The organism is Vibrio azureus, from assembly GCF_002849855.1.
GTDB lineage: Bacteria > Pseudomonadota > Gammaproteobacteria > Enterobacterales > Vibrionaceae > Vibrio > Vibrio azureus.
This window is the reverse complement of sequence record NZ_CP018616.1, coordinates 2921119-2934540: the sequence shown is the minus strand read 5'-3', so window position 1 is coordinate 2934540 and position 13422 is coordinate 2921119. Positions and strand designations below refer to the sequence as shown.

At 44.7% G+C, this 13422-nt stretch carries 12 protein-coding genes and 4 tRNA genes; 14 read left to right on the top strand and 2 right to left on the bottom strand.

Annotated elements, in window-relative coordinates; all coding sequences use genetic code 11:
* Positions 1 to 4: 4 nt before the first annotated feature.
* A complete protein-coding gene (locus BS333_RS13360; protein ID WP_021711885.1) occupies positions 5 to 460 on the bottom strand; it encodes a GNAT family N-acetyltransferase in 456 nt (151 codons plus the stop codon).
* A gap of 76 nt (positions 461 to 536) precedes the next feature.
* On the opposite strand from BS333_RS13360, the gene murB reads away from it, so the two are divergent.
* Positions 537 to 1577 (top strand): UDP-N-acetylmuramate dehydrogenase, encoded by a 1041-nt coding sequence (gene murB / locus BS333_RS13355; protein ID WP_033004577.1) that lies wholly within the window; start codon positions 537 to 539, stop codon positions 1575 to 1577.
* Entirely contained in the window at positions 1577 to 2545 is a 969-nt protein-coding gene (gene birA, locus BS333_RS13350) for a bifunctional biotin--[acetyl-CoA-carboxylase] ligase/biotin operon repressor BirA (RefSeq protein WP_021711887.1), read from the top strand. Before murB ends, birA begins: the two co-directional genes overlap by 1 nt.
* A 9-nt stretch (positions 2546 to 2554) precedes the next feature.
* Here the strand turns inward: birA and coaA are convergent, their stop codons facing one another.
* Complete coding sequence (coaA, locus tag BS333_RS13345; protein ID WP_021711888.1) at positions 2555 to 3478, bottom strand: type I pantothenate kinase; 924 nt, start codon at positions 3476 to 3478, stop codon at positions 2555 to 2557.
* A gap of 206 nt (positions 3479 to 3684) precedes the next feature.
* Here coaA and BS333_RS13340 point away from each other — a divergent pair.
* The 12 genes from BS333_RS13340 to rpoB all read left to right on the top strand — a co-directional run bounded on the left by BS333_RS13340 (position 3685) and on the right by rpoB (position 13355).
* Positions 3685 to 3760 (top strand) — tRNA-Thr (locus tag BS333_RS13340).
* A 45-nt stretch (positions 3761 to 3805) separates the two neighbouring features.
* Positions 3806 to 3890: transfer RNA gene (locus tag BS333_RS13335), tRNA-Tyr, on the top strand.
* 34 nt (positions 3891 to 3924) lie between these two features.
* Positions 3925 to 3999: transfer RNA gene (locus BS333_RS13330), tRNA-Gly, on the top strand.
* A 13-nt stretch (positions 4000 to 4012) separates the two neighbouring features.
* Positions 4013 to 4088, top strand: a tRNA-Thr gene (locus tag BS333_RS13325).
* 102 nt (positions 4089 to 4190) lie between these two features.
* Complete coding sequence (tuf, locus tag BS333_RS13320; RefSeq protein WP_101903902.1) at positions 4191 to 5375, top strand: elongation factor Tu; 1185 nt, start codon at positions 4191 to 4193, stop codon at positions 5373 to 5375.
* A 269-nt stretch (positions 5376 to 5644) separates the two neighbouring features.
* The gene (gene secE, locus BS333_RS13315) at positions 5645 to 6025 is read left to right on the top strand and encodes a preprotein translocase subunit SecE (protein ID WP_021711338.1); all 381 of its coding nucleotides are present in this window, start codon (positions 5645 to 5647) and stop codon (positions 6023 to 6025) included.
* 13 nt (positions 6026 to 6038) lie between these two features.
* Positions 6039 to 6587, top strand: a complete 549-nt coding sequence (gene nusG, locus BS333_RS13310) for a transcription termination/antitermination protein NusG (RefSeq protein ID WP_021711337.1) — start codon at positions 6039 to 6041, stop codon at positions 6585 to 6587.
* 141 nt (positions 6588 to 6728) lie between these two features.
* Positions 6729 to 7157, top strand: coding sequence for a 50S ribosomal protein L11 (gene rplK / locus BS333_RS13305; protein WP_005440554.1), 429 nt, complete (start codon positions 6729 to 6731; stop codon positions 7155 to 7157).
* A 4-nt stretch (positions 7158 to 7161) separates the two neighbouring features.
* Complete coding sequence (gene rplA, locus BS333_RS13300) at positions 7162 to 7863, top strand: 50S ribosomal protein L1 (protein ID WP_021711336.1); 702 nt, start codon at positions 7162 to 7164, stop codon at positions 7861 to 7863.
* A gap of 294 nt (positions 7864 to 8157) precedes the next feature.
* Positions 8158 to 8652: a 50S ribosomal protein L10 gene (gene rplJ, locus BS333_RS13295; protein ID WP_021711335.1), complete on the top strand. Its 495-nt coding sequence runs from the start codon at positions 8158 to 8160 to the stop codon at positions 8650 to 8652.
* 57 nt (positions 8653 to 8709) lie between these two features.
* Positions 8710 to 9075 (top strand): 50S ribosomal protein L7/L12, encoded by a 366-nt coding sequence (gene rplL, locus BS333_RS13290; RefSeq protein ID WP_021711334.1) that lies wholly within the window; start codon positions 8710 to 8712, stop codon positions 9073 to 9075.
* Between the two features lie 251 nt (positions 9076 to 9326).
* Complete coding sequence (gene rpoB / locus BS333_RS13285) at positions 9327 to 13355, top strand: DNA-directed RNA polymerase subunit beta (protein WP_021711333.1); 4029 nt, start codon at positions 9327 to 9329, stop codon at positions 13353 to 13355.
* Positions 13356 to 13422 lie beyond the last annotated feature (67 nt).

Genomic DNA, 13422 nt, shown 5'->3' with positions numbered 1-13422 from the left:
CTGGCTACAAAAGCTCGCAATTTACCGCATGTTCAGAGCTAAATTGCATCGGAATGAGATCTTTTCCACTCTCGACGTATCGTAAAAATGAGATTCTTAAAGCAGGCGGAAGTTCATCAGTCGTGATGCTTTTAAAACCATATTGAGAGTAATAACTCTCTAAATGACTGAAAGCGAAACAGTAGTCAGACTCTTTAAAAATATGCTGCTTGCAGTGAGCAAGGAGAGATTTACCAACGCCAGTTCCTCGGTAATCAGGAATAACAAGCATTCCAGTAAGAAGACGAAAACGGTCGATATTTTTTAACCTAAGCAAGGCAACGATATTCCCTGCTTGTATCGCCGTGAGGATCAGTTCATCGCTTTTGGCTTTTCCTGCTGGGTAATATTGTTTATAGAGCTTTTTAATAAGAGGAAGCTTAAGAGGTGGTAATTCCTCTATGTGTAATGAGTCGGGCATTGTCGCTGCAGTGATAAGATAAGTAATGTAGAATGTTTACAGTTTAAGAGAATCTCACTTGGTGTTGCAAATCCATATGGAAATTAAAGAACACGCAAGCCTTAAGGCTTTTCACACGTTCGGTATCGAGCAAACTTGTGACTACCTTGCCGTGGTTGAATCCGTTGATGACGTGGTAAAGCTTTTTAAAAGCCCAAAGTTACAAACCATACCCAAGCTTTTTCTAGGCAAAGGTAGTAACGTTCTTTTTACCTGCCCTTATCAGGGAGTCGTTATTGTTAATCGCCTAATGGGTAAATCGATACAGGAAACAGAAACACACTACTTATTGCATGTTGAAGGTGGTGAGGATTGGCCAAGTTTGGTTGAATGGTGTGTGGACAAAGGTATGGGTGGACTAGAAAACTTGGCCTTAATTCCTGGTTGTGTGGGGTCTGCTCCTATTCAGAACATCGGAGCTTATGGGCAGGAATTTCAAAATGTGTGCGATTACGTCGATATTTTGGACTTACAGACTTTTGCAACTCAGCGTATGACGGCAGAGGATTGTCACTTTGGCTACCGTGATTCTATTTTCAAACAAGCACTATTAGGCCAATGTTTTATCACAGGAGTTGGGCTTAAGTTATCGAAAAAATGGCAGCCACTCAATCAATATGGCCCTTTACAAACCATTGCAAAAGAGGCGTTGAGTCCAAGAGCGATCTTTGAGCGTGTTTGCGAAATTCGAAAAGAAAAACTACCAGATCCAGATCGAGTGGGTAATGCAGGCAGCTTTTTCAAAAACCCGGTGATCGAGAAAGATCACTATGATCAACTTAAAGAGCAGTATGCTGATATCGTGGCTTATCCTAGCGATGCTGGGATCAAAGTTGCGGCCGGATGGTTGATTGATCAATGTGGTTTAAAAGGGGTCTCTGTGAATGGTGCTCAAGTGCATCCGCAGCAGGCCTTGGTTTTAACCAACGCGGATAATTGCAGCGCAGAAGATATTATTCATTTAGCTTCTCTGGTGAAAAGAGCAGTGTGGAACAAATATCAGATAGTACTAGAACATGAAGTCCGTTTTATGGGCAGTACAGCAGAAACGAATTTAGCAAAGATCGAGGCAGTTTGATGAAGAAAGAGCATTCAGTGAAACTACATATATTGAAAACACTGAGTGATGGCGGGTTTCACTCCGGTGAATGTTTGGGGCAGGCTCTAGGGATCTCGCGAGCGGCGATTGCAAAACACGTTAAAACACTTAACGACTGGGGAGTGGATATTTATCGGGTTCAAGGCCGTGGTTATCAGCTTGCGTCTCCTTTACAGTTACTCGATGAAAAGAAGATTCAAGCTAGCACAGCTAGCCAATGTGAACTCATTTCAGTCATTGATTCAACCAATCAATATTTGCTCGATAATGTGGACAAATCGGAAAAAGGTCGCGTTTGTCTTGCTGAGTATCAAACTCAGGGACGAGGGCGTCGAGGCCGACACTGGGTTTCACCTTTTGGTACCAATTTATACTTATCTATGTATTGGCGCTTAGATGCAGGCATGGCAGCTGCGATGGGGCTAAGCCTAGCAATAGGCGTCGCAGCCGTTGAAGCAATTGAAAGTATCGGCATTCAAGGTGTCAAGTTAAAGTGGCCCAATGATATTTATTATCAAGATAAGAAACTGGCTGGAATTTTAGTTGAGCTCTCAGGGCAAACGGGTGGTGCCGCACATGTCGTGATTGGCATGGGGTTGAATATTGGTATGCCAGATCAACAACCTGATATTGACCAACCATGGATGATGTTGAATCAAATTAATAATGGCGCTGTGGTAGACCGTACTCAACTGGCCATCAATTTGATCGAAAAGTGGCAACGTGCACTTGTGGAATATGAGTTGACTGGATTAACTGGGTTTGTTGAACGTTGGAACCGATTGGATAACTTTTTAGGTCGCTCAGTTAAATTACTTATTGGGCCAAGAGAAGTGCACGGCATTGTCAAAGGGATCGATCACCAAGGAGGTATTGTGATTGAAACTGACAATGGTTTAGAGACCTATATTGGCGGAGAGGTCTCTCTGAGAAAAAATAGCCACTAAAGGTAGTGGTTATTTCCTTAAGAATACTTTATCGACTAAGTGGTTCGAGCCTTTATGAAGGATCAAGTGGGCTCGCTCTCGAGTGGGTAAAATATTTTGTTTTAAATTTAGCTCGTTAATACTACACCAAATTTCCTTCGCTTTTTTCTTCGCATCTTCTGTAGAAAGTTGAGTATAGTGGCTGAAATAAGAACCAGGTTTAGTAAAGGCACCTTGTCGAAACTTTAAAAATCGATCGATATACCATTGCTTTATTGTGTCGACTTCAGCGTCGACATAAATTGAGAAATCAAGAAAATCTGAGACAAAGACGCTATGTGGCTCGTGTGGGTAATCCATGCCACTTTGTAAAACGTTTAAACCTTCAATAATGAGCACGTCAGGTTTATCCACCGATTTAAATTGATCGGTAATATCATAAGTGATGTGCGAATAAATAGGTGCTTCGAGGTTAGGTTTACCCGCTTTGACATCAGATACGAATTCCACCAAACGTTTAATATCGTATGATTCAGGGAAGCCTTTACGGTGCATAATGCCTTTTTCTTCCAGTATCTTTTTCGGGTATAAGAAACCATCAGTTGTCACTAAGGCCACTTTAGGGTGATTTTCCCAGCGAGATAAAAGTGCGGTCAGCAAGCGGGCTGTGGTGCTTTTACCGACGGCGACACTACCAGCAATGCCAATCACAAAAGGAGGTGCGTGTTCCTCGGTGTTTAAAAACTGCTGGAGAACCGAATTACGGCTCTGACGTGCTTGCACGTATAAATTCAATAAGCGAGATAAGGGAAGATAGATTTCGACCGCTTCTTGCATGGTGAGGCTTTCATTAATACCTTGTAATGCAATGAGATCGTTTTCAGAGAGTGTCATCGGAACAGAATTACGCAGTTCTGCCCATTCGTTACGGTCAAATGACAAAAATGGACTCATGGGTCTATTCTATCCTTCGTTTCATAGAGAGCAAGAACATACAACAAGCCGTGCTCAAAGCAAATGACAAAGATCGAAACTTTGCTTTAAAAAGCGAGGCTTGTATGATTTTTCATCAAACAAATCTAAAAACTAAAAAAATACGCTTTTTTTTGCAATTACTATTGCAACCTAGAAAATCATTCAATAAAATGCGCAGCACTTATGCCGACTTAGCTCAGTAGGTAGAGCAACTGACTTGTAATCAGTAGGTCACCAGTTCGATTCCGGTAGTCGGCACCATTCTTTAAGGACTGTTCATTCAGCAAGTTAAGAATAAAGTATTTTGGAGGGGTTCCCGAGTGGCCAAAGGGAGCAGACTGTAAATCTGCCGGCACTGCCTTCGATGGTTCGAATCCGTCCCCCTCCACCATTTTCTTTAGGAAATAGCTCTCAGAGTTACGTGTGCGGGCATCGTATAATGGCTATTACCTCAGCCTTCCAAGCTGATGATGCGGGTTCGATTCCCGCTGCCCGCTCCAATCTAATTTGAGTGCTGATATAGCTCAGGTGGTAGAGCGCATCCTTGGTAAGGATGAGGTCGGCAGTTCGAGTCTGCCTATCAGCACCAGCTCTCAAGTTATTTCCTATAGATATAAGATTTACCAATTAATTTTTTTGGTTGCGTGGTCCTTGTTTAGACCACCTAAATCCGTACCTAGAGGGACAACTCATGTCTAAAGAAAAATTTGAACGTACTAAACCGCACGTTAACGTTGGTACTATCGGCCACGTTGACCACGGTAAAACAACTCTAACTGCAGCTATCTGTACTACTCTTGCTAAAGTTTACGGCGGTGTAGCTAAAGACTTCGCATCTATCGATAACGCTCCAGAAGAGCGTGAGCGCGGTATCACAATCGCAACTTCTCACGTTGAGTACGACACTCCAACTCGCCACTACGCGCACGTTGACTGTCCAGGACACGCGGACTACGTTAAGAACATGATCACTGGTGCTGCACAGATGGACGGTGGTATTCTTGTAGTTGCTGCGACTGATGGCCCAATGCCACAAACTCGTGAGCACATCCTACTAGGCCGTCAGGTTGGTATCCCTTACATCATCGTATTCATGAACAAATGTGACATGGTTGACGATGAAGAGCTACTAGAACTAGTAGAAATGGAAGTTCGTGAGCTTCTATCTGAGTACGATTTCCCAGGTGATGACCTACCAGTAATCCAAGGTTCTGCACTAGGCGCACTAAACGGCGAAGAGCAGTGGGAAGCGAAGATTGTTGAACTAGCTGAAGCTCTAGATACTTACATCCCAGAGCCAGAGCGTGCAGTAGATATGCCATTCCTAATGCCTATCGAAGACGTGTTCTCAATCCAAGGTCGTGGTACAGTAGTAACTGGCCGTATCGAACGTGGTATCCTAAACGTAGGTGACGAAGTTGCTATCGTAGGTATCAAAGACACTACTACTACTACATGTACTGGTGTTGAAATGTTCCGTAAGCTTCTAGACGAAGGCCGTGCAGGTGAGAACGTTGGTGCACTTCTACGTGGTACTAAGCGTGACGAAGTTGAACGTGGTCAAGTACTAGCTAAGCCTGGTTCAATCACTCCACACACTAAGTTCGAGTCAGAAGTATACGTACTTTCTAAAGACGAAGGCGGCCGTCATACTCCGTTCTTCAAAGGCTACCGTCCACAGTTCTACTTCCGTACAACTGACGTAACTGGTGATATCTCTCTACCAGAAGGCGTAGAAATGGTAATGCCTGGTGACAACATCCAAATGGTTGTTGAGCTAATCGCTCCAATCGCAATGGACGAAGGTCTACGTTTCGCTATCCGTGAAGGTGGCCGTACTGTAGGTGCTGGTGTTGTTGCTAAGATCTTCGACTAATTCTTAACGAATTAAACGAATATCTTCGGAAAATCTAGAATTAGATTTGACGAACTAGTATCAAAAAGGGCATCATTTGATGCCCTTTTTCTGCACTCAACACAATTTTTGCTGTTTTCTTGCACAAATATTTGTGATGAGCAGAGCAAGATTGGCTCTATGAGTTAATCTAAAGAGACGTAACGCTGAAGTATTTCGGCGATATGGAGTTTGCCCTGCAACAGCGGGGCTATTGTCGTCTATATTAAGACTTGTGACAGGTTGATGTTATGAAAGCAAATAATGCTGAGACTCCTGATAGCTCAAATTCAGCAGATACGTTTAAGTGGATTGTCGCTTTCGTTCTGGCTGTAGCCGCTGTTGTGGGTAATTACCTGTATGGTGAGGCGTCTGTAGTTTTTCGTGCTGCAGGTGCTGTTGTTCTTATTGCAGCTGCTCTCGGCGTTGCAGCAACAACCACTAAAGGTAAAGAAGCGATCAGTTTTGCAAAAGAATCTCGTATGGAAGTTCGTAAGGTTGTTTGGCCAACTCGCCAAGAAACCATGCAAACTACATTGATTGTTTTAGCTGTAAGTATTGTAATGGCTCTAGCGCTTTGGGGTATTGACGGCATTATGGTTCGTCTAGTAGCTCTAGCGACTGGGGTATAGAGGGTTTAAGTTCATGAGTGAAGCTCCAAAAAAACGCTGGTATGTGGTTCAAGCCTTCTCTGGATTTGAGGGTCGTGTGGCTCAATCTCTTCGCGAGCATATCAAAATGCATGCAATGGAAGAGTTATTCGGAGAAGTACTGGTTCCTACTGAAGAAGTTGTAGAAATGCGCGCGGGCCAGCGTCGCAAATCTGAGCGTAAGTTCTTCCCAGGTTACGTTCTAGTTCAGATGATTATGAACGATGAATCATGGCACTTAGTACGCAGTGTGCCACGTGTCATGGGCTTCATTGGTGGTACATCAGACCGTCCAGCACCTATCACTGACAAAGAAGCGGATGCAATTCTTAACCGTCTTGAAAAAGCGAGTGAAGCACCGCGCCCACGTACTATGTACGAAGCGGGTGAAGTGGTACGTGTTAACGAAGGTCCATTCGCTGACTTCAATGGTACCGTTGAAGAAGTGGACTACGAGAAGAGCCGTCTGAAAGTGTCTGTATCGATCTTTGGTCGTGCGACACCGGTTGAGCTTGAATTTGGTCAAGTCGAGAAACTTGATTAAAAAAACACCTTTTAAGGGTTGTTTAAGGCGCGAATTATGACTATAATTTCGCGCCTTTTTGCTTTTAATGAAGCAAAAAGTTTTTTCATAAACGGGGAGCTGGTTGACGACTAGCGATTGTACCCAAACTTAGGAATTATCATGGCTAAGAAAGTTGAAGCTTATATCAAGCTACAAGTTGCTGCTGGCGCTGCAAACCCAAGTCCACCAGTTGGTCCTGCTCTAGGTCAACACGGTGTTAACATCATGGAATTCTGTAAAGCGTTTAACGCAAAAACAGAATCTATTGAGAAAGGTCTACCGACTCCAGTAGTTATCACAGTATACAGCGACCGTTCTTTCACGTTCGTAACTAAGACTCCACCTGCAGCAGTTCTTCTAAAGAAAGCGGCTGGCGTTAAGTCTGGTTCTGGTCGTCCAAACACTGAAAAAGTGGGCACTGTAACTGACGCTCAAATCCAAGAAATCGCAGAAACTAAAGCTGCTGATATGACTGGTGCTGACATCGAAGCGATGAAGCGTTCTATCGCTGGTACTGCTCGTTCAATGGGCCTAGTGGTAGAGGGTTAATAAGATGGCAAAACTAACTAAGCGCATGCGCGTAATCCGCGAAAAAGTTGACGTAACTAAAGAATACGAAATCAACGAAGCTGTTACTCTTCTTCAAGAGCTAGCAACGGCTAAGTTCGTTGAGTCTGTAGACGTTGCTGTTAACCTAGGCATTGATGCTCGTAAATCTGACCAGAACGTACGTGGTGCAACTGTACTACCTCACGGTACTGGCCGCGATATCCGCGTTGCAGTGTTCACTCAAGGTGCAAACGCTGAAGCAGCTAAAGAAGCTGGCGCAGACATCGTTGGTATGGAAGATCTTGCTGAGCAAGTTAAGAAAGGCGAAATGAACTTCGACGTAGTTGTTGCTTCTCCAGATGCAATGCGCGTTGTAGGTCAACTAGGTACTATCCTAGGTCCTCGCGGTCTAATGCCAAACCCTAAAGTTGGTACTGTAACTCCTAACGTTGCTGAAGCAGTTAAGAATGCTAAAGCAGGTCAGGTTCGTTACCGTAACGACAAAAACGGCATCATCCACACTACTATCGGTAAAGCAAACTTCTCTGCTGAGCAGATCAAAGAGAACCTAGAAGCACTTCTAGTTGCTCTGAAGAAAGCTAAGCCATCTTCTGCGAAGGGTACATTCCTGCAGAAAGTAAGCATCTCTACTACTATGGGTGCTGGTGTTGCTGTTGATCAGGCTAGCCTGAACACTCAAGCATAATTTATTTGCTTAGGCGCGAAATTTGTGTATAATTTCGCGCCTAATATTTGTGGTTGGGGCTGAACTTTGGTTCTTTAGATCCTTGAGTGATTTAAAGTAAATTAAGACCCAGTCTCCGTCCAAGACCGTAGGTGTTTATTAAACAATAAACTTAATTATCCTACGTAGATGGTGCCCGAACTGACAGAAAGCTCTATGTAACAATAGTTAACTTTCTTCTGGGAATGCACCTAAATAGCTCTCACTGTTGTGATAATAGTGAGTGGTGTAACGACAACCAGGAGTAAATCCAAGATGGCTTTAAACCTTCAAGACAAAAAAGCAATTGTTGCTGAAGTCAACGAAGCTGCCAGTGGTGCACTTTCTGCAGTTGTAGCTGATTCTCGTGGCGTTGAAGTTGGCGCAATGACTTCTCTACGTAAGCAAGCGCGTGAAGCGGGTGTTTACATGAAAGTCGTGCGTAACACTCTAGCACGTCGTGCGGTTCAGGGTACAGACTACGAGTGTCTAACTGACACTTTCACTGGTCCTACTCTAATCGCGTTCTCTAACGAGCACCCAGGTGCTGCAGCGCGTCTTTTCAAAGACTTCGCTAAAGAGAACAAAGATTTCGAGATCAGAGCTGCTGCATTTGAAGGCACTCTAACTGACGCTGAAGTACTAGCAACACTACCAACTTACGACGAAGCAATCGCACGCCTAATGATGTGCATGAAAGAAGCTTCTGCTGGCAAGCTGGTACGTACTATCGCTGCTATCCGCGAGCAAAAAGAAGAAGCTGCGGCTTAAGCCTTGCTTTTTACTGGTTGCAAAATAAACTTATTGTTGACTTAAAAGAGAATTGTTATGTCTATTACTAACGAGCAAATCCTAGACGCAGTTGCAGAAATGTCTGTAATGCAAGTTGTTGAACTAATCGAAGCTATGGAAGAAAAATTCGGTGTTACTGCTGCTGCTGCAGTTGTAGCTGGCGGTGCTGCAGCTGAAGCTGCTGCTGAGCAAACTGAATTTGACGTAATCCTAGAATCTGCTGGCGGTAACAAAGTTGCTGTAATCAAAGCAGTACGTGGCGCAACTGGCCTAGGTCTGAAAGAAGCTAAAGCTCTTGTAGACGGCGCTCCAGCACCTCTAAAAGAAGGCGTTGAGAAAGCAGAAGCTGAAGCTCTTAAAGCTCAGCTAGAAGAAGCTGGTGCAACTGTTGCTGTTAAGTAATTATTGCATAGTTTCTTAGCCTAACGGCTATTTGGCTGGTGGTTTTTTTAACCACCAGCCTTTTTGCGCTGTAGGGTATAGGCGAATTTTCCCGCTGTTTAAGCGTCGATATCCAAGCAAAAAACGTTTCATTCATACGAGATGGAATGTCACTACAGTAAACAGCTATTTAGTCACTGTCCCTTACCCCCCTTAAGTAACTAGGAGCGGGCGGACAGTTTGGGTCACTTATCAGCGAGCTGAGGAACCCCATGGTTTACTCTTATACCGAGAAAAAGCGCATCCGTAAGGACTTTGGTACTCGTCCACAAGTTTTGGACATTCCATACCTGCTATCGATCCAGCTCGATTCGTTCGACAAATTTATCGAACAGGATCCTGAAGGTCAATATGGTCTTGAAGCTGCTTTCCGTTCTGTATTTCCAATTCAGAGCTACAATGGCAACTCTGAGCTGCAATACGTTAGCTACCGTCTTGGTGAGCCAGTTTTTGACGTCAAAGAATGTCAAATTCGTGGTGTAACTTATTCAAAACCACTGCGCGTAAAATTACGTCTAGTTATTTTTGATAAAGACGCACCAGCAGGTACTGTAAAAGACATTAAAGAACAAGAAGTCTACATGGGCGAAATTCCGCTTATGACAGACAATGGTACCTTCGTAATTAATGGTACCGAGAGGGTTATCGTATCCCAGCTGCACCGAAGCCCAGGCGTGTTCTTCGACAGCGATAAGGGTAAAACTCACTCTTCGGGTAAAGTTTTATACAATGCACGTGTTATTCCTTACCGTGGTTCATGGCTTGATTTCGAGTTTGATCCTAAGGATAACCTGTACGTGCGTATCGACCGCCGTCGTAAGCTACCAGCATCGATCATTCTTCGTGCACTTGGTAAATCGTCAGAAGAAATCCTAGATATCTTCTTTGAGAAAGTGAACTTCGAAGTGAAAGACCAAACTCTACTTATGGAGTTGGTTCCTGATCGTTTACGTGGTGAAACTGCGTCATTCGACATCGAAGCAAACGGCAAAACTTACGTTGAGCAAGGTCGTCGCGTAACAGCTCGTCATATCCGCCAACTAGAAAAAGATGGCGTTGATCATATTGAAGTACCTGTTGAGTACATCGTAGGTAAAGTTGCATCGAAAGATTACATCAACGAAGCAACAGGCGAGATCATTGTTAACGCTAACCAGGAAATTAGCCTGGAAGCACTAGCGAACCTATCTCAGGCTGGCCACAAATCACTAGAAACGTTGTTTACCAACGATCTAGACCACGGTCCATTCATGTCAGAAACGCTACGCATCGACAGCACCGTTGATCGTATTTCTGCATTGGTAGAAATCTACCGCATGATGCGCCCTGGCGAGCCACCAACAAAAGAAGCTGCAGAAGCCCTATTCGAAAGCCTATTCTTCTCTGAAGAGCGTTACGATCTATCGACTGTTGGTCGTATGAAGTTCAACAGTTCTATCGGCCGTGAAGATGCTCAAGAGCAAGGCACGCTTGATGAGCTTGATATCATCGAAGTGATGAAGAAGCTTATCGCGATCCGTAACGGTAAAGGCGAAGTGGACGATATCGACCACCTTGGTAACCGTCGTATCCGTTCTGTCGGCGAAATGGCTGAGAACCAGTTCCGTGTCGGTCTAGTACGTGTTGAGCGTGCAGTTAAAGAACGTCTAAGCCTAGGCGATCTTGACGCAATCATGCCTCAAGACCTGATCAACGCGAAACCAATCTCTGCAGCGGTTAAAGAATTCTTTGGCTCTTCACAGCTTTCACAGTTCATGGACCAAAACAACCCGCTATCAGAAGTTACGCACAAGCGTCGTATTTCTGCATTGGGTCCTGGCGGTCTAACTCGTGAACGTGCTGGCTTCGAAGTACGTGACGTACACGTAACTCACTACGGTCGTCTATGTCCTATCGAAACGCCGGAAGGTCCAAACATCGGTCTGATCAACTCTCTATCTGCGTTTGCGCGTTGTAACGAGTACGGTTTCCTAGAGACACCATACCGTCGCGTTGTAGATGGCGTTGTAACAGACGAAGTAGATTACCTATCTGCAATCGAAGAAGGCCAATTCGTTATCGCACAGGCTAACGCTGCGCTAACTGAAGAAGGCGGTTTTGCAGATGAGCTGATCACAGCTCGTCAAAAAGGTGAATCTGGTCTACACCCTCGTGAGCACGCTCAGTACATGGACGTTGCGACAAACCAGGTTGTATCTATCGCTGCCTCGCTTATCCCGTTCCTAGAACACGATGATGCGAACCGTGCATTGATGGGTGCGAACATGCAACGTCAGGCAGTTCCAACACTGAAAGCTGACAAACCGCTTGTTGGTACTGGTATTGAACGTAACGTAGCCGTTGACTCAGGTGTAACGGCAGTAGCGAAACGTGGCGGTGTAATCCAGTCTGTAGATGCTTCTCGTATCGTTGTTAAAGTGAACGAAGAAGAGCTAGTACCAGGTGAAGCTGGTATCGATATCTACAACCTAACTAAATACACACGTTCTAACCAGAACACATGTATTAACCAGCGCCCATGTGTGATGCCAGGTGAACCTGTTGCACGTGGTGATGTGCTTGCTGATGGTCCTTCAACAGACCTGGGTGAGCTAGCGCTTGGTCAAAACATGCGTATCGCGTTCATGCCTTGGAACGGTTACAACTTCGAAGACTCGATCTTAGTATCTGAGCGCGTAGTTCAAGAAGACCGCTTCACGACAATCCATATTCAAGAACTGACTTGTGTGGCACGTGATACTAAGCTGGGCTCTGAAGAGATCACAGCTGATATTCCAAACGTAGGTGAGTCTGCTCTGTCTAAACTAGACGAGTCAGGTATCGTTTACATCGGTGCGGAAGTTAAGGGTGGTGACATCCTAGTTGGTAAAGTGACACCAAAAGGTGAAACTCAACTAACGCCTGAAGAGAAGCTACTACGTGCTATCTTTGGTGAAAAAGCATCAGATGTTAAAGATACTTCTCTACGTGTACCTAACTCTGTATCTGGTACGATCATCGATGTACAAGTCTTTACTCGCGATGGCGTAGAAAAAGACAAGCGTGCACTTGAAATCGAACAAATGCAGCTGAAAGAAGCGAAGAAAGACCTAACAGAAGAATTCCAGATTCTTGAAGGTGGTCTTCTAAACCGTGTGAAAGCCGTGCTTCTTGAAGGCGGTTACTCTGACGCAAAACTAGACACGACTGATCGTAAGAAGTGGCTAGAACTGACGTTAGAAGATGACGCACTTCAATCTCAGCTAGAGCAACTTGCAGAGCAGTACGACGAGCTAAAAGCAGACTTTGATAAGAAGTTTGATACTAAGCGTCGTAAGATCACACAAGGTGATGATCTTGCTCCTGGTGTTCTGAAGATTGTTAAGGTTTACCTTGCGGTTAAACGCCGTATCCAGCCTGGTGATAAGATGGCGGGTCGTCACGGTAACAAGGGTGTAATCTCTAAGATTAACCCTGTTGAGGACATGCCATACGATGAGAAAGGTCAGCCTGTTGACATCGTACTTAACCCACTGGGTGTACCTTCGCGTATGAACATCGGTCAGATCCTAGAAGTTCACTTAGGTCTGGCTGCGAAAGGTATCGGTGACAAGATTAACCAAATGGTGAAAGAGCAACAAGAACTGGCGAAATTCCGCGAGTTCCTGCAAAAAGTTTACGATCTAGGCGATACGCGTCAGAAAGTAGATATTTCTGCTCTATCAGATGACGAAGTTCGTACTCTGATCAAGAACCTACGTGGTGGTCTACCTATCGCGACTCCAGTATTTGATGGTGCACCTGAAGCGTCGATCAAAGCGCTACTCAAACTTGCCGACCTACCTGAATCAGGTCAGCTAAAACTGTTTGATGGCCGTACGGGTGATGAGTTTGAGCGTCCTGTAACAGTAGGTTACATGTACATGCTGAAACTGAACCACCTTGTTGATGACAAGATGCACGCTCGTTCAACTGGTTCGTACAGCCTAGTAACTCAGCAGCCACTTGGTGGTAAAGCTCAGTTCGGTGGTCAGCGTTTCGGTGAGATGGAAGTATGGGCACTGGAAGCATACGGTGCAGCTTACACTCTACAAGAAATGTTAACGGTTAAGTCGGATGACGTTAACGGCCGTACTAAGATGTACAAAAACATCGTAGACGGTAACCACAGCATGGAACCTGGTATGCCAGAATCGTTCAACGTATTGTTGAAAGAAATTCGCTCGCTAGGTATCAACATCGAGCTAGAAGACGAAGAGTAATCTCTGCTGCTCTCGGCAATGATCGAGAGCATTTCAGTGGTTATTTAGTAGAAGGCGCTCACTTGAT

Excerpts from the sequence above, each read along its gene's own strand:
- BS333_RS13360 (WP_021711885.1), bottom strand. The coding sequence starts at position 460 with ATGCCCGACTCATTACACATAGAGGAATTACCACCTCTTAAGCTTCCT.
- murB (WP_033004577.1), top strand. The coding sequence starts at position 537 with ATGGAAATTAAAGAACACGCAAGCCTTAAGGCTTTTCACACGTTCGGT.
- birA (WP_021711887.1), top strand. The coding sequence starts at position 1,577 with ATGAAGAAAGAGCATTCAGTGAAACTACATATATTGAAAACACTGAGT.
- coaA (WP_021711888.1), bottom strand. The coding sequence starts at position 3,478 with ATGAGTCCATTTTTGTCATTTGACCGTAACGAATGGGCAGAACTGCGT.
- tuf (WP_101903902.1), top strand. The coding sequence starts at position 4,191 with ATGTCTAAAGAAAAATTTGAACGTACTAAACCGCACGTTAACGTTGGT.
- secE (WP_021711338.1), top strand. The coding sequence starts at position 5,645 with ATGAAAGCAAATAATGCTGAGACTCCTGATAGCTCAAATTCAGCAGAT.
- nusG (WP_021711337.1), top strand. The coding sequence starts at position 6,039 with ATGAGTGAAGCTCCAAAAAAACGCTGGTATGTGGTTCAAGCCTTCTCT.
- rplK (WP_005440554.1), top strand. The coding sequence starts at position 6,729 with ATGGCTAAGAAAGTTGAAGCTTATATCAAGCTACAAGTTGCTGCTGGC.
- rplA (WP_021711336.1), top strand. The coding sequence starts at position 7,162 with ATGGCAAAACTAACTAAGCGCATGCGCGTAATCCGCGAAAAAGTTGAC.
- rplJ (WP_021711335.1), top strand. The coding sequence starts at position 8,158 with ATGGCTTTAAACCTTCAAGACAAAAAAGCAATTGTTGCTGAAGTCAAC.
- rplL (WP_021711334.1), top strand. The coding sequence starts at position 8,710 with ATGTCTATTACTAACGAGCAAATCCTAGACGCAGTTGCAGAAATGTCT.
- rpoB (WP_021711333.1), top strand. The coding sequence starts at position 9,327 with ATGGTTTACTCTTATACCGAGAAAAAGCGCATCCGTAAGGACTTTGGT.